Consider the following 19,607-nt stretch of genomic DNA (forward strand, 5'->3'; position numbering starts at 1 on the left):
GGGGAAAATCTCATTGACGCGAGGGGGGCTTTTCCATAGCATCAGGCCAACTTTTTGGCGTCACTTTCAGAGAACTTAATGCGATTTGGTCGATTTCTGGCGGTAGTTGCGTGTGCCACGCTGCTTGCAGCCTGCGCCAGCACACCCACACCGCCCGCCGGCGAATTGTCCGGCACGCCGACCGCCCTGGAATCCGGTCCGAAGAAGGACCCGCTCAATACCCTCAACAGCACCGGCCGCGCCGGCACGTTATCCCGTTCTACCGTCGTGAATGTCGACCAGTCCAGCGTGGACTGGCTGCGCGGGCCGTCCAGCGATATCTGGGACCGCATCCGCAAGGGTTTCGCGATGCCTGACCTGGAAGGCACGCTGGTCGATGATCGCACGCAGTGGTACGCGGCCCGCCCTGACTATATGGAACGGATGGTGGGCCGGTCGAGCCGCTACCTCTACCACATCGTCGAGGAACTCGAGCGGCGCAAGATGCCGACCGAGCTGGCCCTGCTGCCGTTCGTGGAGAGCGCATTCAATCCCCAGGCGGAATCCACGGCCAAGGCCGCCGGCATGTGGCAGTTCATCCCGAGCACGGGCAAGACGTACAACCTCAAGCAGAACATGTTCCGCGACGAGCGGCGCGACGTGCTGGCATCGACCGACGCGGCGCTCGACTATCTGCAACGGCTCTACGACATGTTCGGCGACTGGCAACTGGCGCTGGCCGCCTACAACTGGGGCGAGGGCGCGGTGTCGCGGGCCATCGCGCGCAATCAGGCCCGGGGGCTGCCCACGGACTACGCCAGCCTGACCATGCCGACCGAGACGCGCTATTACGTGCCGAAGCTCCAGGCGGTCAAGAACATCATCGCCAACCCGGCCGCGTATGGCGTCAGGCTGCCCGAGATTCCCGATCATCCGTACTTCGTGACGGTCACGACCTCGCGGGATATCGACGTGGCGCTGGCGGCCAAGCTGGCCAATATGCCGCTGGACGAGTTCAAGGCGCTCAATCCGTCGTTCAACCGGCCGGTGATCCTGGGTGCGGCCAATCCGCAGATCCTGCTGCCGTTCGAGAACGCCGAGCGCTTCCAGTACAACCTCAATACCTATCGTGGCGGGTTGTCGAGCTGGACGACGGTGACCGTGGATAGCCGGGAACGTGTGGAGTCGCTGGCTGCGCGGCTTAATGTGGATGTGGACACGCTGCGCGAGATCAACCGGATTCCCAAGGGGATGCGCCTGAAGGCCGGTTCGACCGTCATGATTCCGCGTACCGAGCGCCACGACCAGGACATCAGCGCATCGCTGGTCGATACGGCCATGCTGGCCGTGGAGCCAGACGTGCCTGACGCCAAGCGCGTCGTGGTGCGGGCGGGGCGCAAGGATACGGTGTCCACGGTGGCGCGTCGCTATGGCGTGTCGGTCAAGCAGGTGCAGTCGTGGAACAAGCTCTCCGGCAGCAAGCTTGTTGCCGGCCAGAGTCTGGTGCTGATGCTGCGTCCGAACTCCGCCGCCGCCATGCGGGCGGAGCGCGCCGGGGACGAAGACGACACGCCAGCCAAGGCCGCGCCACATGGCAAGTCGGGTGGCAAGACACAGGCCGTGGCAAAGTCGGAGAAATCCGATAAGGTCGAGAAGTCGTCGCGATCGGCCAAGAGCGCCAACGCCGAACCCCGCAAGCGGGTGGTGGTGGAGGCCTCGCCGCACGGCTCGACGAGCAAGTCGTCGGGCAAGTCCGCCACGCGCGAAAGCAAGTCGTCGCCGACGCCAGCGACCAAATCCAAGTCGAGCCGCGCGCAGTAGCATCTGCGCGCGGCCACCTCCTGACGCCACGAAATTCTGGCAACCCGGTTCCACGCTAGACGCTGGGCCGGGGACGCGCCGTGCCTCCGTCATGCAAATTGATGGGCATCAAGAACGTAGTCGGCGAAGGGTGGCAAAAGGGCAGTCTGATCCACCAATGGAACTGCCCGATGTCCTTCCCCAAAACCGTCTGTTGCCTGCCGATTCTCTTGGCGTGTCTTGGCGCGTCATGCGAGCGCGCGCAGGAGGATGACGAACCCGATTACCCTCTGCCCAAGCTCGTGGCGCATCGCGGTGGTACGGCGGATCGCCCGGAAAACACGCTTGTGGCGATCGAGTCGGCATTGCGCCAACGTGCCGACATGATCTGGCTGTCGGTGCAAACGAGCCTCGATGGCGTGCCGGTGCTGTACCGCCCGAGCGACCTGTCCTCGCTGACCAATGGATCGGGCAAGGTGGCCGATTTCAGCGCCGCCACGCTAGCGACGCTCAATGCCGGATGGTCCTTCGCCGAAACGGGATCGGATGGCGTGAAGCGCTACCCCTATCGCGACAGTCCGGTCGGCATTCCCACGCTGCAGCAGGCATTGCGTGCCATCCCGGCCAACGTGCCGATCATCCTCGACATGAAGTCGATGCCGGCGGCGGCGCAGACGGCCGCGGTGGCTGCAGTGCTGGATGCGGAGAACGCCTGGAGCCGCGTGCTGATCTACTCGACCGAGGCCGACTACCAGAATACGTTCGCAGCCTGGCCACGCGCGCGGCTGGCCGAGGCGCGTGACGTGACCCGGCGTCGACTGGTCTCCGCAACGCTTGGCCAGCGCTGCGATGCGCCATCCGTTTCAGGTGTGTGGGCGGGATTCGAGATGCGACGCAACGTGGACGTGGTTGAGACCTTCACGCTCGGGGAGGGGCATTCGCCGGTCCAGGCGGTGCTCTGGACCAAAGCCTCTGTCCAGTGCTACCGGTCAAGAGTGGCGGCCAACCTCGTGGCATTCGGCGTGAATGATCGGGCTGACTTTTGCGAGGCAAAGCGTTTGGGGCTGGATGCTGTCATGGTAGATTCTCCAGAAAAGATGGCGGGCATCCGAACGCAGGTGGAAACGAACCCCGCGTCGTGCAACCAGTAGGGCAGTCGGCAGGTTTCCGCCTGTCGAGCTGTCCCAGCCACCAACACCGCATTGATCATCCATATAGCGGAGGAGACATACCATGACGGCAAGCCGCGCACTGCACGCGCGCTCCCTTTCCGACCCGGCAGGATTCTGGGCCGAACAAGCCGCACGCATCGATTGGGAGACCCCCTTCGAACGCGTGCTCGACGACAGTCGCCCACCTTTTGCCCGCTGGTTCGTCGGCGGGCGCACCAACATCTGCCATAACGCCATCGACCGGCACTTGGCCGCGCGTGCCGACCAGCGGGCGCTGGTCTATGTCTCGACCGAGACCGATACCGAACGCACCTACACTTACCGCGAGTTGCATGACGAAGTCACGCGCATGGCAGCGACGCTGCAGGGGCTGGGCGTGCAGCGCGGCGACCGGGTGCTGATCTACATGCCGATGATTCCGGAGGCAATGTTTGCGATGCTGGCCTGCACGCGCATCGGTGCCGTGCATTCGGTGGTGTTCGGCGGGTTTGCCTCGGTCAGCCTGGCGGCCCGTATCGATGACGCCAAGCCGCGCGTGATCGTGAGCGCCGATGCCGGCTCCCGTGCGGGCAAGGTGGTGCCGTACAAGCCGCTGCTTGATGAAGCGATCCGGCTGGCTGGTCATCATCCCGAAAAGGTGCTGCTGGTGGACCGCAAGCTGGCTGAGATGCCGCTGGTCAGCGGCCGCGACGAGGACTACGCGGCCTGGCGTGACAAGGTGGCCGGTCAGGCCGTGCCATGCGTCTGGATGGAATCGAGCGAGCCGTCCTACGTGCTCTACACGTCGGGCACCACGGGCAAGCCCAAGGGCGTGCAGCGAGACACCGGTGGCTACGCGGTGGCGTTGGCCACGTCGATGGAAAATATTTTCTGTGGCAAGCCGGGCGACACGATGTTCACCGCGTCCGATATCGGTTGGGTGGTGGGCCATAGCTACATCGTCTACGGGCCGCTGCTGGCGGGCATGACCACGGTCATGTACGAAGGCACGCCGATTCGTCCTGATGGCGCGATCCTGTGGAAGATCGTCGAGCAGTACAGCGTCAACATCATGTTCAGCGCGCCTACGGCGATCCGTGTACTCAAGAAGCAGGACCCGGCGCTGCTCAAGCGTCACGACCTGTCCAGCCTGCGGCTGTTGTTCCTGGCGGGTGAGCCGCTGGACGAACCTACCGCGCGCTGGATTCAGGACGGCATCGGCAAGCCCGTGGTCGACAACTACTGGCAGACCGAATCGGGCTGGCCGATCATCGCGATCCAGCGCGGCGTGGAAGCGCTGCCACCCAAACTGGGATCTCCCGGGGTGCCGGCCTACGGTTACGACCTGCGCATCGTCGATGAGGTCACCGGCGAGGAGTGTCCGCCAAACACCAAGGGCGTGGTGGCGATCGACTATCCGCTGCCACCGGGCTGCATGTCGACGGTCTGGGGCGACGACGACCGCTTCATTCGCACGTACTGGTCGGCGGTGCCGAATCGTCAGTGCTATTCCACGTTCGATTGGGGTATCCGCGACGAGGATGGCTACGTCTTCATCCTAGGTCGCACCGACGATGTGATCAACGTAGCAGGCCACCGGCTGGGCACCCGCGAGATCGAGGAAAGCCTGTCGTCGCACCCGGGCGTGGCCGAGGTGGCCGTGGTCGGCGTGCAGGATGCGCTGAAGGGCCAGGTCGCCATGGGCTTCTGCATTGCGCGTGACGCCGGGCGCACGGCAACCGAAGCGGACCGCATGGCATTCGAGGGGGAGTTGATGAAGACGGTGGAGCAGCAGCTCGGCGCGGTGGCGCGACCGGCGCGCGTGTTCTTCGTCAATGCGCTGCCCAAGACACGCTCGGGCAAATTGCTGCGCCGCGCCATTCAGGCGGTAGCGGAAGGCCGTGATCCGGGCGACCTGACCACGATCGAGGACCCGACGGCGCTGGAGCAGGTGAAGGAGTCGCTGGCCTGACGCAGGCATAGAAGGGCAGGGAGCCCGGCACTTGCGGGCTCCCTGAAAAACCCCTTGCCAGATCTCGGCATGCCGCCTAATATTTTAAGCATAAAATATTTAACCCTGATGTAGAGCCGTCGGCTGACGGCTTGCAGGAGGCGACCAGATGCGCGTGCTATGTATTGGTGGCGGCCCGGCGGGCTTGTACTTCGGCCTGCTGATGAAGCTGCAGAATCCGTCCAACGAGGTGATCGTGGCCGAACGCAACCGGCCATACGACACCTTCGGCTGGGGGGTGGTGTTCTCTGATGCGACGCTCGAGAACCTGAAACAGGCCGATCCGGTCAGCGCGGCCGAGATCAACGCGGCATTCAATCACTGGGACGACATCGACATTCATATCGGTGGGCGCACCATCCGATCCGGTGGGCACGGATTCATCGGCATCGGCCGCAAGCGCCTGCTCAATATCCTGCAGGCACGCTGTGAGGCGCTCGGCGTGAAGCTGGTGTTCGAGACCGATGTCAGCGATGACCAGGCGCTGGCGCGGCAGTACAACGCGGATCTCGTGATTGCCTCGGACGGCCTTAACAGCCGCATCCGCACACGCTATGCCGAGAGCTTCCAACCAGATATCGACACGCGCCAGTGCCGCTTTGTCTGGCTCGGCACGCACAAGCTGTTCGACGCCTTCACGTTCGCATTCGAGAAGACCGAGCATGGCTGGTTCCAGGCGCACGCCTATCGCTTCGACGACAACACGTCGACGTTCATCGTTGAGGCGCCTGAGCCGGTCTGGAAGGCCGCCGGCATTGAACAGATGAGCCAGGAGGAGGGCGTGGCCTACTGCGAGAAGCTGTTCGCCAAGTATCTCGACGGCAACAAGCTCATCAGCAACGCCGCGCATCTGCGTGGCTCGGCGATCTGGATTCGCTTTCCGCGAGTGATCTGCCATCACTGGGTGCACTGGAACACCCTGGACGACGGCCGCCGCGTGCCGGTGGTGTTGATGGGGGACGCGGCGCATACCGCGCACTTCTCGATCGGATCGGGGACCAAGCTGGCGCTGGAAGATGCGATCGATCTGGCGGAGGCGATCGGCGAGCATCGCGCCGCCGGTGTCGACGGCTTGCCGGAAGCGCTGGCCCGCTACGAGGCCACACGCAGCGTGGAAGTGCTCAAGATCCAGAACGCGGCGCGCAATTCGACCGAATGGTTCGAGAACGTCGAGCGCTATGCCGGCATGGCGCCCGAGCAGTTCGCCTATTCGTTGCTGACGCGCTCGCAGCGGATCTCGCACGAGAATCTGCGCGTGCGCGATGCGCAATACGTCGACAACTTCGAGCAATGGCTGGCCGCGCAGGCCGGCGTGCCACAGGAGACGCTGAAGCTGCGCGCGGCTGCCGGCGATGCTGCCTTGCCGCCGATGTTCACACCATTCACAGTGCGCGGCGTCACCCTGAAGAACCGCGTGGTGGTGAGCCCGATGGCGATGTACTCGTCGGTCGATGGCGTGCCGGGCGATTTCCACCTGGTGCATCTCGGTTCCCGCGCCCTCGGTGGCGCCGGCATGGTTGTGGCCGAGATGACCTGTGTGTCGCCAGACGCGCGCATCACGCCGGCTTGCCCGGGGTTGTGGAATGACGCGCAGCGCGATGCGTGGAAGCGCATCGTTGACTTCGTGCACGCCAACGGCGATACGAAGATCGCCATGCAGCTTGGCCATGCCGGGCGCAAGGGCTCGACCCAGCTTGGCTGGGAGAAGATGGACTACCCGCTGGCGGACGGAAACTGGCCGTTGATCTCCGCGTCGGCGCTGCCGTACATGCCCGGCGTGTCGCAGGTGCCACGCGAAATGACGCAGGAAGACATGGACCGCGTGCGTGATGACTTCGTGGCCAACGCGAAGCGCGCGGCGGAAGCTGGCTTCGACTGGCTTGAGCTGCACTGCGCCCACGGCTATCTGCTTTCGAGTTTCATCTCGCCGTTGACCAACACGCGCACCGACGCGTACGGCGGGTTGCTCGCCAACCGTCTGCGTTATCCGCTGGAAGTGTTTGCGGCCGTGCGCGCCGTGTGGCCGCAGGACAAGCCCATGTCGGTGCGGATCTCGGCGCACGATTGGGTCGAGGGCGGCATCACCGCCGATGATGCGGTGGAGATCGCACGCGCCTTCAAGGCGGCCGGCGCGGACATGATCGACTGTTCATCAGGCCAGGTCAGCCCGGATCAGGCGCCGGTCTACGGCCGGATGTACCAGACGCCGTTCTCCGACCGCATCCGCAATGAGGCGGGCATCCCGACCATCGCTGTGGGCGCGATCTTCGAGGCCGATCATGTCGACAGCATCGTCGCGGCTGGTCGGGCCGATCTTTGCGCGATTGCGCGTCCGCATCTGGCCGATCCGGCGTGGACGCTGCACGAGGCGGCCAGGCTGGGCTATCGCGATGTCACGTGGCCGAAGCAGTACGTGTCTGGCAAACGGCAATTGGAAACCAACCTCGCCCGCGCCGCATCGTACGCGCAGCAGCCGGGAAAATGATCATGGGCAATGCATTGCAAGGGCGTCACGCTCTGGTGACTGGCGGTGGGCGTGGCATCGGTGCCGCCATCGCGCGCCGGCTGCTGGCCGATGGCGCCAGCGTCACGCTGCTGGGTCGCGAGCAGGCAGCGCTTGATGCGACCGTTCACGCGCTGCAATCGTGCGTGACCGAAGGCGCGGCGCTGGGCGCGGTCAGCGCGGACATCACGGATGCCGATTGGGTGAGCGGAGCCTTTGCCGGTGCCACTGAAGCACGCGGGCCGATCACGCTGCTGGTCAACAACGCCGGTCAGGCGCACAGCGCGCCGTTCGGCAAGACCGATCTCGCGCTCTGGCAGCGGATGCTGGAGGTCAACCTGACCGGCACCTTTCTCTGCACGCAGGCGGCGCTGCCGGCGATGCTCGAGGCAGGCTGGGGGCGCATCGTGAATGTCGCCAGCACGGCCGGCCTGATCGGGTACGGCTACGTCAGCGCCTATTGCGCGGCGAAGCACGGCGTGATTGGCCTGACCCGCTCTCTGGCGCTGGAACTGGCGACCAAGGGCGTGACGGTCAATGCGGTGTGCCCGGGCTATACCGAAACCGACATCGTGCGCGACGCGGTGGCCAATATCGTCGGCAAGACGGGGCGCTCGGAAGAGCAGGCGCGCGCGGAACTGGCCGCGCGTAACCCACAGCGGCGCCTGGTACGGCCCGATGAAGTGGCTGACGCGGTGGCCTGGCTGTGCCAGCCCTCGGCGTCCGCGATCACGGGGCAAGCCGTGCCGGTGGCCGGCGGCGAGGTGATGGCGGGCTGAACGATCAAACAGAGTGGAGTGAGACAACACATGAGCGATATTGCACTGGACATGCGCCACCACAAGCGCGCCTTTGCGGACTATCAACCGAAGCATTTCCTGTGGTCCGTCTCGGCGGACGGCAAGGTCGGCACGATCACTCTGAACCGGCCGGAGCGCAAGAATCCGCTGACGTTCGATTCCTACGCCGAGCTGCGTGACCTGTTCCGTAGTCTGTGCTACGCCACCGACATCAAGACCGTGGTGGTGACCGGCGCGGGCGGGAATTTCTGCTCTGGCGGCGATGTACACGAGATCATTGGCCCGCTGACGCGCATGACCATGCCGGAGCTGCTCGACTTCACGCGCATGACCGGCGACCTGATCAAGGCCATGCGCGCCTGCCCGCAACCGATCATCAGCGCGATCGACGGCATCTGCGCTGGCGCCGGCGCGATGATCGCGCTGGCCTCCGACATGCGTCTGGGTACCGCGCTGGCGAAGACCGCGTTCCTGTTCGTGCGCGTTGGTCTGGCTGGCGCCGATATGGGCGCCTGTTCGCTGCTGCCTCGCGTGATCGGACAGGGACGAGCGAGCGAACTGCTTTACACCGGCCGCTCGATGAGCGCCGAGGAAGGGCTGCAATGGGGCTTCTTCAATGCGCTGCACGCTTCCGACGCGCTGCTGGCCGAGGCGCAGTCGCTGGCCACGCAGATCGCCGCGGGTCCGACGTTCGCGCATGGCGTTACCAAGAAGCTGCTCCATCAGGAGTGGAATATGGGGCTCGACGAAGCGATCGAGGCCGAGGCGGAGGCCCAGGCGATCTGCATGCAGACGCGAGACTTCCGGCGGGCCTATGACGCGTTCGTCGCGAAGCAGAAACCGGTGTTCGAAGGCGATTGAGGGGCTGACATGAGCGACAAGACCTACCTCGAACTACCGTTCTTCGACGATGCGCACCGTTCGCTCGAGCGCGATCTGGATGCCTGGTGCGGCGAGAACCTGCGCGACGTCGATCACCACGACGCCGACGCGGCGTGCCGCACGCTGGTGCGCCAGCTTGGGCAGGCGGGATGGCTCCGCTACTGCGTACCGGCGGCGTTCGGCGGCGCGCTGCCCGCGCTCGATTCGCGCGCGCTTTGCCTGCTGCGCGAGACACTGGCGCGCCACGACGGCCTGGCTGATTTTGCCTTCGCGATGCAGGGCCTTGGCTCGGGCGCGATCACGCTGGCCGGCAGCGACGCGGTACGCGAGCGCTATCTGCTGCGCGTGGCGAAGGGCGAGGCCATTGCGGCATTCGCGCTGTCCGAGCCCGAGGCAGGTTCCGACGTGGCGGCGATGCAATGCAGCGCGAAGCTGTCCGATGACGGCACGCACTACGTGCTGAACGGCGCCAAGACGTGGATATCGAACGGCGGCATCGCCGACTTCTATTGCGTGTTCGCACGTACCGGGGAGGCAGCCGGCGCGCGTGGCATCACCGCGTTCGTGGTGGACGCCAATACACCGGGCCTGTCCATCGCGGAGCGCATCGACGTGATCGCGCCCCATCCTCTGGCAACGCTGCGTTTCGATGACTGCCGCGTACCCGTTGGCAACCGTCTGGGCGAGCCGGGGCAGGGCTTCAAGGTGGCGATGATGACACTCGACATCTTCCGGGCCTCGGTGGCCGCCGCCGCGCTTGGCTTCGGCCGCGCGGCGCTGGACGATGCGCTGGCACGCGCCACGTCGCGCCCGATGTTCGGCGGCGTGCTGGCGGATCTGCAACTCACGCAGGCGGCGATCGGTGACATGGCTACGGCCATCGATGCCGCCGCGCTGCTGACCTATCGTGCCGCCTGGCTGCGCGACGTGAGGCAGCAACGCACGACGCGCGAGGCGGCGATGGCCAAGATGGTCGCCACCGAGAACGCGCAGCAAGTCATCGACCGGGCCGTGCAGATGTTCGGCGGCCTGGGCGTCAAGGTTGGCACGCGAGTGGAAAGTCTCTATCGCGAGATTCGCTCGCTGCGGATCTACGAAGGCGCCACCGAAGTGCAGAAGCTGATCATTGCGCGCGAGACGCTGGCAGCCCGATAGAACACGAGACAGGAGACAAGTATGGCCGCCCCCCAACCAGCCACCGCTCATGTTGATACCTTCGCACGGGACAGGTTGCCGCCGCCGCAGACGTGGCCGATGTTCCACTTCAATGACGACACGCGCTACCCCGATCGCCTCAACGCGGCAGTGGAGCTTGTGGACCGACATGTGGCGGCCGGCAACGGTGGCCGCGTGGCGGTGCGCCATGAGCGCGCGGGCCGTATCGAGACCGTGACCTATGCCGAGCTGGCGGCGCTTGTGGATCGCATCGCGCATGTGCTGGTCGAGGACATGGGGCTGGTGCCGGGCAATCGCGTGCTGCTGCGCGGCCCGAACAACCTGATGATGGCGGCGAGCTGGCTTGCCACGCTCAAGGCAGGACTGATCGCCGTGCCGACGATGCCGCTGCTGCGCGCCAAGGAGCTCAAGCAGATCATCGACAAGGCGCAGGTGACGGCTGCACTCTGCGATGCACGTCTGCGCGACGAGCTGGACGCGAACCGGCGTGCCGATGGCGAGTACTTTTGTCCGACGCTCGAACGCGTGCGCTACTTCCACGGCGAGGGTGCCGATGCGCTCGAAACCGCGATGGCGGGCAAGCCCGACACGTTCACCGCGTGCGACACGGCCGCCGATGACATCTGCCTGATCGCGTTCACGAGTGGCACCACGGGGCAGCCCAAGGGCACCATGCATTTCCACCGCGATGTGCTGGCGATGTGCGACCTGTTCCCGCGCCACGTGCTCAAGCCCACGCCGGACGACGTCTTCTGTGGCACGCCGCCAATCGCATTCACATTCGGGCTGGGCGGCATGCTCTGCTTCCCGCTGCGCATTGGCGCCAGTACCGCGTTGTCGGAAAAACTTACGCCGGAACTGCTGCTCAAGCTGATCCAGGACCATCGCGCGACGATCGTCTTCACCGCGCCGACGTTCTATCGGCAGATGGCGGCGCAGGCAAAGAACTTCGATCTGTCGAGCCTGAAGAAGAGCGTGTCCGCCGGCGAGGCGCTGCCCGATGCCACGCGGCAGGCCTGGAAGGCAGCCACTGGCATCGAGATGACCGACGGCCTCGGCGGCACGGAGATGATGCATATCTTCGTTTCCAGTGCTGGCGCCGACGTGCGCCCGGGCGCAGTGGGTCGCGTGGTACCGGGGTACGAAGCCCGCATCGTCGACGAGAACATGCAGCCGGTGCCGCCGGGCACGGTAGGCAAGCTCGCGGTGCGCGGGCCCACGGGCTGCCGCTATCTGGACGATCCGCGCCAGGAGGCATATGTGCGCGACGGGTGGAATCTGCCCGGCGACACATTCATGGCCGACGCCGATGGCTACTACTTCTATCAGGCGCGTTCGGACGACATGATCATCTCGGCCGGGTACAACATCGCTGGGCCCGAGGTCGAGGGATCGCTGATGCGGCATGAGTGGGTGGCCGAATGCGGGGTGGTCGGCGCGCCGGACGCGGAGCGTGGCCAGGTCGTGACGGCGTATGTGGTACTGCGTCCCGGTGTGGAGCCCTCCGACGCCACGCGGGCGGCGCTGCAAGACTATGTCAAGCGCGAGATCGCCCCATACAAGTATCCGCGTCGCATCGAGTTCGTGGCGGCGCTGCCGCGTACCGAGACGGGCAAGCTGCAGCGCTTCCGCCTGCGGCAGATGGCGGCAGAGGGCGCGTAGCCATGAACGACGTGTTCACCAATCAGGTGCGTGTGCGTTTCAAGCATTGCGATACCGCCGGCATCGTTTTCTACCCGCGCTATTTCGAGATGCTGAACGACTTTATCGAGGACTGGTTCGCCGAAGCGCTCGACTGGCCGTTCGATGCGATGCATCTGACCGGTCATGCGGGGGTGCCGACGGCCGAACTGCAGTGCCGCTTCGAGGCGCCAAGCCGGCTTGGCGAACTGCTCACACGAGAACTGCGCGTGTCCCATATCGGCCGAAGCAGTTTCTCGGTCGAGGTCCGCCTGGCCGGGCCGGACGGCGGCACGCGTATGCATATCTCTCAGCGGCTCGTCTGCGTCGACACACGGACGATGACCGCGCAGGCCCTGCCTGACCCTGTACGTCATGCAATGGGACGCTTCCTGGCGGCCTGACGGACAACTCTGAACTCTGGATTGGAATCGACATCATGCTCAAGACATTGCAGCCGCCCGACTGGGCACCTCCGAAGGGATACGCCAACGGCATGCTCGCCGAGATGCAGGTGGGCAGCCGCCTGATCTTCGTCGGCGGGCAGATCGGCTGGAACGGCCAGTGCGAGTTCGAAACCGACGATTTCGGGCTGCAGGTGGCGCAGGCATTGCGCAATATCGTCGCCGTGCTGGAGCAGGGCGGGGCGCGGCCCGAGCACATCGCGCGCATGACCTGGTATGTGAAGGACAAGGCCGAGTACGTGGGTGCCTACAAGGCGATCGGGCAGCACTATCGTGACATCATCGGCCGCCACTTTCCGGCGATGACCGCGGTAGAGGTGGCGGACCTCGTCGAGCCACGCGCGAAGGTGGAAATCGAGGTCACCGCCGTGGTACCCGCCGCGGCATGACCGGCGTGCCGGGCGGTCGTGAATGACGGGCCGCCTGGCAGGCATGGCAAACGCAAGTCCTTGAAAACTTGAGAAATTGGGTGCGGCGGGATATAATTCGAAAGTTTCGCTTTCAGAACCCTTCACCCTAGCGCCTACCGTATTCCACCTTCCGCCGCCCCCATATTCGCGAGGGCTTTTCGTGCACCACGCAGACATTGTGCGAAGTGACGAAAGAGCCTCCGCCGGGAGTCTCGCCATGCACATGGCTGAGGACTCGCCCACGGGGCACGAGGCGTTGAGCAGGTCGGTCACGGGGTGAATCCAGCAGGAGCCTACCCGTGTTACCGTCTTTTCCGTCCGCCATCCTCGCGCTTGCAGACGGCACGGTCTTTCGTGGCTATTCCATCGGCGCTTCCGGCCATACGATCGGCGAAGTGGTGTTCAACACCGCCATCACCGGTTATCAGGAAATCCTCACCGACCCGAGCTATTCCCGGCAGATCGTCACGCTGACGTATCCGCATATCGGCAATTACGGCGTCAACCCTGAGGATGTAGAAGCCACGAAAGTCCATGCCGCCGGCCTGATCATCAAAGATCTGCCGATTCTGGCCTCGAACTTCCGCAAGGAACATACCCTCGCCCACTACCTGAAGCAGGAAAAGGTCGTGGCGATCGCGGGCATCGACACCCGCAAGCTGACCCGTATCCTGCGCGAGAAGGGCGCCCAGAACGGATGCATCCTGGCTGGTGAGGACAATGTCCAGAAGGCTATCGACCTGGCACGCTCGTTCCCGGGCCTGGCAGGCATGGACCTGGCCAAGGTCGTCTCCGTCAAGGAGCCGTATGAGTGGACCCAGACCGAGTGGAAGCTCGGCGAAGGCTACGGCAAGCAGGACAAGCCGCAGTTCCACGTGGTCGCCTTCGACTTCGGCGTCAAGTTCAACATCCTGCGCATGCTGGCCGAACGCGGCTGCAAGGTGACCGTGCTGCCGGCGCAAGCCAGCGCGGCCGACGCCCTGGCGCTGAATCCGGACGGTATCTTCCTGTCGAACGGCCCTGGCGACCCGGAGCCGTGCGACTACGCGATCGCCGCCACGCGCGAGTTCATCGCCCGCGGTATCCCGACCTTCGGCATCTGCCTGGGCCACCAGATCATGGCCCTGGCCGTGGGTGCCAAGACGCTCAAGATGAGCACGGGTCACCATGGCGCCAACCATCCGGTCAAGGACCATGATGATGGCCGTGTGGTGATTACGTCGCAGAACCACGGCTTCGCGGTCGATGCATCGACGCTGCCGGCCAACGCCCGCGTCACGCACACGTCTCTGTTCGACGGCACGCTGCAAGGCTTCGCGCTGACCGACAAGCCGGCTTTCTGCTTCCAGGGTCACCCGGAAGCGTCGCCCGGTCCGCACGACATCGCGTACCTGTTCGACCGCTTCACCAAGCTGATGCAGGACGCCCGCGCCAAGGCCGCTGCCTGAGATCGAGAAACGAGAGCCTGAACGGGAAACGCCCATGAACGCCTTCATGCATGCCAACCTCGGCATCACTGATTTCTGGACCTTTGTGCTCGGCACGATCTTCATCGTGCTGCTGCCGGGGCCGAATTCGATGTATGTGCTGTCGGTGGCCGCGCAGCGCGGTGTGCGCGCCGGCTACAAGGGGGCATGCGGCGTTTTCCTCGGCGATGCGATCCTGATGGTGCTGTCGGCCGCTGGCGTGGCATCGCTGCTGAAGGCCAGCCCGGGGCTGTTCCACGCGGTCAAGTACGTGGGTGCGGCCTACCTGGCCTGGATCGGCTTCCAGATGCTGCGTGGCGCGGTGCGTAACTGGTCGGCGCAAGCCGATGTCGCCACGAAGGCGGTGGCGTCGCTGGATCGCGCGTCGAACCCGTTCAGCAAGGCGCTGTTCATCAGCCTGCTGAACCCGAAGGCCATCCTGTTCTTCATCTCGTTCTTCATCCAGTTCGTGGACCCGCAGTTCGCCGTTCCGGCGCTGTCGTTCGTGGCGCTGGGCCTGGTCTGCCAGATCTGCAGCTTCGCCTACCTGACCACGATCATCTTCGTGGGCGCAAGGCTGGCCGATGCGTTCCGCCGCCGCCGACGCCTGTCCGCAGGTATGTCGAGCGGGGTCGGGGCGATGTTCATCGGCTTCGGCGCCAAGCTGGCCACGGCCACACTGGGCTGACGGCCTACAACCTGATTACCGGCCCGGCCCGCGCCCAACCGCGCGAGCCGGCCAACAAAGAGAGCGTGCAATGCCAAAGCGCACAGATATCAAGAGCATCCTAATCATCGGCGCGGGCCCGATCATCATCGGTCAGGCGTGCGAATTCGACTACTCCGGCGCGCAGGCCTGCAAGGCGCTGCGTGAAGAGGGCTTCAAGGTCATCCTGGTCAACTCGAACCCGGCGACCATCATGACGGACCCGAACACGGCCGACGTGACGTACATCGAACCCATCACCTGGGAAGTGGTCGAGCGCATCATCGAGAAGGAGCGCCCGGACGCGATCCTGCCGACCATGGGTGGCCAGACCGCACTGAACTGCGCGCTGGACCTGCACCGCCACGGCGTGCTGGACAAGTACAAGGTCGAGCTGATCGGCGCGTCGCCGGAAGCCATCGACAAGGCCGAGGACCGCCAGAAGTTCAAGGACGCGATGACCAAGATCGGTCTCGGCTCGGCCAAGTCCGGCATCGCCCACTCGATGGACGAGGCCGTGGCCGTGCAATCGCGCATCGCCCAGGAAACCGGCACCGCCGGCTACCCGATCGTGATCCGCCCGTCGTTCACGCTGGGCGGCACCGGCGGCGGTATCGCCTACAACCGCGAAGAATTCGAGGAAATCTGCAAGCGTGGCCTGGACCTGTCGCCGACGCGCGAGCTGCTGATCGAGGAATCGCTGCTGGGCTGGAAGGAATACGAGATGGAAGTTGTTCGCGACAAGGCGGACAACTGCATCATCATCTGCTCGATCGAAAACCTGGACCCGATGGGCATCCACACCGGTGACTCGATCACGGTGGCCCCGGCCCAGACGCTGACCGACAAGGAATACCAGATCCTGCGTAACGCCTCGCTGGCCGTGCTGCGCGAGATCGGCGTGGACACCGGCGGCTCGAACGTGCAGTTCTCGATCAATCCGACGGATGGCCGGATGATCGTGATCGAGATGAATCCGCGCGTGTCGCGTTCGTCGGCCCTGGCCTCGAAGGCCACCGGTTTCCCGATTGCGAAGGTTGCCGCCAAGCTGGCCGTCGGCTACACGCTCGACGAACTCAAGAACGAAATCACCGGCGGCCAGACCCCGGCCTCGTTCGAACCGTCGATCGACTACGTGGTCACCAAGGTGCCGCGTTTCGCGTTCGAAAAATTCCCGGCCGCAGACAGCCACCTGACCACCCAGATGAAGTCGGTGGGCGAGGTGATGGCCATGGGCCGTACGTTCCAGGAATCGTTCCAGAAGGCACTGCGTGGTCTGGAAGTGGGCGTGGACGGCCTGGACGAAAAGTCGACCGATCGCGACGAAGTGATCGAGGAAATCGGCGAAGCCGGCCCGGACCGTATCTGGTACGTGGGCGACGCATTCCGCCTCGGCATGTCGCTGGAGGAAGTGCAGAGCGAGACCGATATCGATCCGTGGTTCCTGGCCCAGATCGAAGACATCGTGAAGACCGAAGGCCTGGTGCGTAATCGCACGCTGGAAAGCCTGTCGACCGCCGAACTGCGTCACCTGAAGCAGAAGGGCTTCTCGGATCGCCGCCTGGCCAAGCTGCTGAAGACCGACGCGAAGGCCGTGCGTCTGGCGCGCGTGGCGCAGAACGTGCGCCCGGTCTACAAGCGCGTGGACACCTGCGCGGCCGAGTTCGCCACGAACACCGCGTACATGTACGGCACCTACGAGGCCGAGCATGGCGAGTGCGAAGCCGACCCGACCAGCAACAAGAAGATCATGGTGCTGGGCGGTGGCCCGAACCGGATCGGCCAGGGTATCGAGTTCGACTACTGCTGCGTGCACGCCGCGCTGGCGCTGCGCGAAGACGGGTACGAGACCATCATGGTCAACTGCAACCCCGAAACCGTGTCGACCGACTATGACACCTCGGACCGCCTGTACTTCGAGCCGCTGACGCTGGAAGACGTGCTGGAAATCGTCGACAAGGAAAAGCCGGTCGGCGTGATCGTTCAGTACGGCGGCCAGACCCCGCTGAAGCTGGCGCTGGATCTGGAAGCCAACGGCGTACCCATCATCGGTACGAGCCCGGACATGATCGACGCCGCGGAAGACCGCGAGCGCTTCCAGAAGCTGCTGCAGAACCTGGGCCTGCGCCAACCGCCGAACCGTACCGCGCGCGCTGAAGACGAGGCACTGCGCCTGGCCGAGGAAATCGGTTATCCGCTGGTGGTGCGTCCGTCGTACGTGCTGGGTGGCCGCGCGATGGAAATCGTGCACGAGCCGCGCGACCTCGAGCGCTACATGCGCGAGGCCGTGAAGGTGTCGAACGACTCGCCGGTGCTGCTGGACCGATTCCTGAACGACGCCATCGAGTGCGACGTCGACGCCCTGTGCGACGGCAATCGCGTGTTCATCGGCGGCGTGATGGAGCACATCGAACAGGCAGGCGTCCACTCGGGCGACTCGGCCTGCTCGCTGCCGCCGTACTCGCTGTCGCAGGCAACCGTCGACGAACTGAAGCGCCAGACCGCCGCGATGGCCAAGGCGCTGAACGTGGTGGGTCTGATGAACGTGCAGTTCGCGATCCAGCAGCGGAATGGCGAGGACATCGTCTACGTGCTGGAAGTGAACCCGCGCGCGTCGCGTACCGTGCCGTACGTGTCGAAGGCCACCGGCCTGTCGCTGGCCAAGATCGCCGCGCGTTGCATGGCCGGCCAGTCGCTTGATTCGCAAGGTATCGGCGAAGAGGTGGTGCCGCCGTACTACAGCGTCAAGGAAGCTGTGTTCCCGTTCAACAAGTTCCCGGGCGTGGATCCGGTCCTCGGACCTGAAATGCGTTCGACCGGCGAAGTGATGGGCGTGGGCAAGGTGTTCGGCGAAGCGCTGTTCAAGAGCCAGCTGGCCGCCGGTTCGCGCCTGCCCGAGAAGGGCACCGTGCTGATCACCGTCAAGGACAGCGACAAGCCGCGCGCCGTGACCGTGGCCCGCATGCTGCACGACCTCGGTTACCCGATCGTCGCCACACGTGGCACGGCATCGGCCATCGAGGCCGCCGGCATCCCGGTCCGGGTTGTCAACAAGGTGAAGGACGGCCGTCCGCACATCGTGGACATGATCAAGAACGGTGAACTGGCGCTGGTCTTCACGACGGTCGACGAAACGCGCACGGCCATCGCCGATTCGCGTTCGATCCGTATCGCCGCGCTGGCCGCCCGCGTTCCGTACTACACCACCATCGCCGGCGCCAACGCCGCGGTGGAAGGCCTCAAGCACATGCAGAACCTGGAGGTCTACGACCTGCAGGGCCTGCACAAGCAGCTGGCCTGACATGCCTGATGCTGCGGTGCGGGGAATGTGACCCCGTACCGCAGTAGTCCGTCCGTCGGGTTGATACCGGCGGCGGTTCTGGCCTACACTACGTCGAATTCGCCGATTGCACCGGCCTTGCTGGCCGCTGTGTGATCCCATCTGAAAGCCGCGGTTGAGCGGAAGTGCTGCCTGGCAGGTGACTGCCGGCGCATGGTTCCAGCTCCGCTGCGGCTCATTTTTTTGTTGAACAAGACAATGAGCACCATTCCGATTACCAAGCGTGGCGCCGAACTCCTGAAGGAAGAGCTGCAGCGCCTCAAGGCCGTCGAGCGTCCTGCGGTGATCAACGCCATCTCCGAGGCGCGTGCCCAGGGCGACCTGTCGGAAAATGCCGAATACGACGCCGCCAAGGAAAAGCAGGCGTTCATCGAAGGCCGCATCCAGGAAGTGGAAGCGAAGCTTTCGGCCGCCCAGGTGATCGATCCGACCCAGCTGGACACGGACGGCCGCATCGTTTTTGGCGCCACCGTGGATCTGGAAGACCTGGAATCTGGCAGCCCTGTGAGCTATCAGATCGTCGGTGACGACGAGGCGGATCTCGATACCGGCAAGATCTCCGTGAGCTCGCCGATCGCACGCGCACTGATCGGCAAGTTCGAAGGCGACGTAGCAGTCGTGCTGGCCCCGGGCGGCGAGCGCGAGTACGAAGTCATCACGGTTCGCTACATCTGACGGCGCGGGACAGGCGTGTTCTCCTCGTCTTACTCGAATCTGCCGCCGTTGCCGCATCGTCTGTTTCTGCTGCTGACCGTGATCTGGGCCGGCAGCCTGTGGACGATCGGCTATCTGGTGGCGCCGACGCTGTTCTCGGTGCTGCCGAGCCGCGAAACGGCCGGGATGATCGCCGGGCATCTGTTCCGCTACGAGGCGATCCTCGGCATGACCGTGGGCGTGCTTCAGCTCGTGCTCTGCAATGTGCTGATCCGCCGTGGCGCCGAGCGTTATCGCTCGTTGCGCTGGATCGTCCTGGCCATGCTGGTATGCGTGCTGGCCGGCTATTTCGGTGTGCAGCCGTTCATGGAAGGACTCAAGGTCAAGGCTCAGGCGCTGAATCTGGGCGTGTCCGAATCACCCTATAAGGCCGAATTCGGCATGTTGCACGGGGTGTCCAGCGTGATCTATCTGGTTCAGAGTGTGCTGGCACTGGTGCTGGTGTGGCGAGCTAGCGCGCCACGCTGAGCAGAAGTGTGAAAAAAGGCGGCCTCGGCCGCCTTTTTGGTGGAACTGGCCGATTCG

At 64.7% G+C, this 19,607-nt stretch carries 15 protein-coding genes; all 15 read left to right on the forward strand.

Annotation, left to right across the window (positions count from 1 at the left end; translation table 11 throughout):
• Positions 1-78: 78 nt before the first annotated feature.
• The 15 genes from B2246_RS00900 to B2246_RS00970 all read left to right on the forward strand — a co-directional run bounded on the left by B2246_RS00900 (position 79) and on the right by B2246_RS00970 (position 19,550).
• Positions 79-1,800 (forward strand): transglycosylase SLT domain-containing protein, encoded by a 1,722-nt coding sequence (locus tag B2246_RS00900; protein ID WP_286881335.1) that lies wholly within the window; start codon positions 79-81, stop codon positions 1,798-1,800.
• Positions 1,801-1,970: 170 nt separating this feature from the next.
• Complete coding sequence (locus B2246_RS00905; protein WP_286881334.1) at positions 1,971-2,930, forward strand: glycerophosphodiester phosphodiesterase family protein; 960 nt, start codon at positions 1,971-1,973, stop codon at positions 2,928-2,930.
• Between the two features lie 82 nt (positions 2,931-3,012).
• Positions 3,013-4,902, forward strand: coding sequence for a propionate--CoA ligase (locus tag B2246_RS00910; RefSeq protein ID WP_286881333.1), 1,890 nt, complete (start codon positions 3,013-3,015; stop codon positions 4,900-4,902).
• Between the two features lie 148 nt (positions 4,903-5,050).
• The gene (locus B2246_RS00915; RefSeq protein ID WP_286881332.1) at positions 5,051-7,426 is read left to right on the forward strand and encodes a bifunctional salicylyl-CoA 5-hydroxylase/oxidoreductase; all 2,376 of its coding nucleotides are present in this window, start codon (positions 5,051-5,053) and stop codon (positions 7,424-7,426) included.
• 2 nt (positions 7,427-7,428) lie between these two features.
• Positions 7,429-8,223 carry an SDR family NAD(P)-dependent oxidoreductase gene (locus B2246_RS00920; protein ID WP_286881330.1) on the forward strand — a complete coding sequence of 265 codons (795 nt, stop codon included), beginning with the start codon at positions 7,429-7,431 and terminating at the stop codon, positions 8,221-8,223.
• 30 nt (positions 8,224-8,253) lie between these two features.
• Positions 8,254-9,105, forward strand: a complete 852-nt coding sequence (locus tag B2246_RS00925) for an enoyl-CoA hydratase family protein (protein WP_008641637.1) — start codon at positions 8,254-8,256, stop codon at positions 9,103-9,105.
• A 9-nt stretch (positions 9,106-9,114) separates the two neighbouring features.
• Positions 9,115-10,281, forward strand: a complete 1,167-nt coding sequence (locus tag B2246_RS00930) for an acyl-CoA dehydrogenase family protein (protein ID WP_008641638.1) — start codon at positions 9,115-9,117, stop codon at positions 10,279-10,281.
• A gap of 21 nt (positions 10,282-10,302) precedes the next feature.
• A complete protein-coding gene (locus tag B2246_RS00935) occupies positions 10,303-11,964 on the forward strand; it encodes an AMP-binding protein (RefSeq protein WP_286881329.1) in 1,662 nt (553 codons plus the stop codon).
• A gap of 2 nt (positions 11,965-11,966) precedes the next feature.
• On the forward strand, positions 11,967-12,386 hold the full coding sequence (locus tag B2246_RS00940; protein ID WP_008641640.1) for an acyl-CoA thioesterase: 420 nt from the start codon (positions 11,967-11,969) through the stop codon (positions 12,384-12,386).
• A 35-nt stretch (positions 12,387-12,421) separates the two neighbouring features.
• On the forward strand, positions 12,422-12,835 hold the full coding sequence (locus B2246_RS00945) for a RidA family protein (protein ID WP_008641641.1): 414 nt from the start codon (positions 12,422-12,424) through the stop codon (positions 12,833-12,835).
• Positions 12,836-13,155: 320 nt separating this feature from the next.
• A complete protein-coding gene (gene carA, locus B2246_RS00950; protein WP_011516902.1) occupies positions 13,156-14,304 on the forward strand; it encodes a glutamine-hydrolyzing carbamoyl-phosphate synthase small subunit in 1,149 nt (382 codons plus the stop codon).
• A 34-nt stretch (positions 14,305-14,338) separates the two neighbouring features.
• Complete coding sequence (leuE, locus tag B2246_RS00955) at positions 14,339-15,010, forward strand: leucine efflux protein LeuE (RefSeq protein ID WP_008641643.1); 672 nt, start codon at positions 14,339-14,341, stop codon at positions 15,008-15,010.
• A gap of 70 nt (positions 15,011-15,080) precedes the next feature.
• Positions 15,081-18,329, forward strand: a complete 3,249-nt coding sequence (gene carB / locus B2246_RS00960; protein ID WP_008641645.1) for a carbamoyl-phosphate synthase large subunit — start codon at positions 15,081-15,083, stop codon at positions 18,327-18,329.
• A gap of 237 nt (positions 18,330-18,566) precedes the next feature.
• Positions 18,567-19,043 carry a transcription elongation factor GreA gene (greA, locus tag B2246_RS00965; RefSeq protein WP_008641647.1) on the forward strand — a complete coding sequence of 159 codons (477 nt, stop codon included), beginning with the start codon at positions 18,567-18,569 and terminating at the stop codon, positions 19,041-19,043.
• A 15-nt stretch (positions 19,044-19,058) separates the two neighbouring features.
• Complete coding sequence (locus B2246_RS00970) at positions 19,059-19,550, forward strand: DUF4149 domain-containing protein (RefSeq protein ID WP_017513923.1); 492 nt, start codon at positions 19,059-19,061, stop codon at positions 19,548-19,550.
• Positions 19,551-19,607 lie beyond the last annotated feature (57 nt).

Origin of the sequence: Cupriavidus sp. UBA2010, from assembly GCF_002335265.1 — a bacterium.
GTDB lineage: Bacteria > Pseudomonadota > Gammaproteobacteria > Burkholderiales > Burkholderiaceae > Cupriavidus > Cupriavidus metallidurans.

What these genes read in the sequence shown, in the direction of transcription:
- carB (WP_008641645.1), top strand. Translation starts at nt 15,081, where the DNA reads ATGCCAAAGCGCACAGATATCAAGAGCATCCTAATCATCGGCGCGGGC.
- B2246_RS00910 (WP_286881333.1), top strand. Translation starts at nt 3,013, where the DNA reads ATGACGGCAAGCCGCGCACTGCACGCGCGCTCCCTTTCCGACCCGGCA.
- B2246_RS00940 (WP_008641640.1), top strand. Translation starts at nt 11,967, where the DNA reads ATGAACGACGTGTTCACCAATCAGGTGCGTGTGCGTTTCAAGCATTGC.
- B2246_RS00945 (WP_008641641.1), top strand. Translation starts at nt 12,422, where the DNA reads ATGCTCAAGACATTGCAGCCGCCCGACTGGGCACCTCCGAAGGGATAC.
- greA (WP_008641647.1), top strand. Translation starts at nt 18,567, where the DNA reads ATGAGCACCATTCCGATTACCAAGCGTGGCGCCGAACTCCTGAAGGAA.
- B2246_RS00930 (WP_008641638.1), top strand. Translation starts at nt 9,115, where the DNA reads ATGAGCGACAAGACCTACCTCGAACTACCGTTCTTCGACGATGCGCAC.
- B2246_RS00915 (WP_286881332.1), top strand. Translation starts at nt 5,051, where the DNA reads ATGCGCGTGCTATGTATTGGTGGCGGCCCGGCGGGCTTGTACTTCGGC.
- B2246_RS00925 (WP_008641637.1), top strand. Translation starts at nt 8,254, where the DNA reads ATGAGCGATATTGCACTGGACATGCGCCACCACAAGCGCGCCTTTGCG.
- leuE (WP_008641643.1), top strand. Translation starts at nt 14,339, where the DNA reads ATGAACGCCTTCATGCATGCCAACCTCGGCATCACTGATTTCTGGACC.
- B2246_RS00935 (WP_286881329.1), top strand. Translation starts at nt 10,303, where the DNA reads ATGGCCGCCCCCCAACCAGCCACCGCTCATGTTGATACCTTCGCACGG.
- B2246_RS00920 (WP_286881330.1), top strand. Translation starts at nt 7,429, where the DNA reads ATGGGCAATGCATTGCAAGGGCGTCACGCTCTGGTGACTGGCGGTGGG.
- B2246_RS00900 (WP_286881335.1), top strand. Translation starts at nt 79, where the DNA reads ATGCGATTTGGTCGATTTCTGGCGGTAGTTGCGTGTGCCACGCTGCTT.
- B2246_RS00905 (WP_286881334.1), top strand. Translation starts at nt 1,971, where the DNA reads ATGTCCTTCCCCAAAACCGTCTGTTGCCTGCCGATTCTCTTGGCGTGT.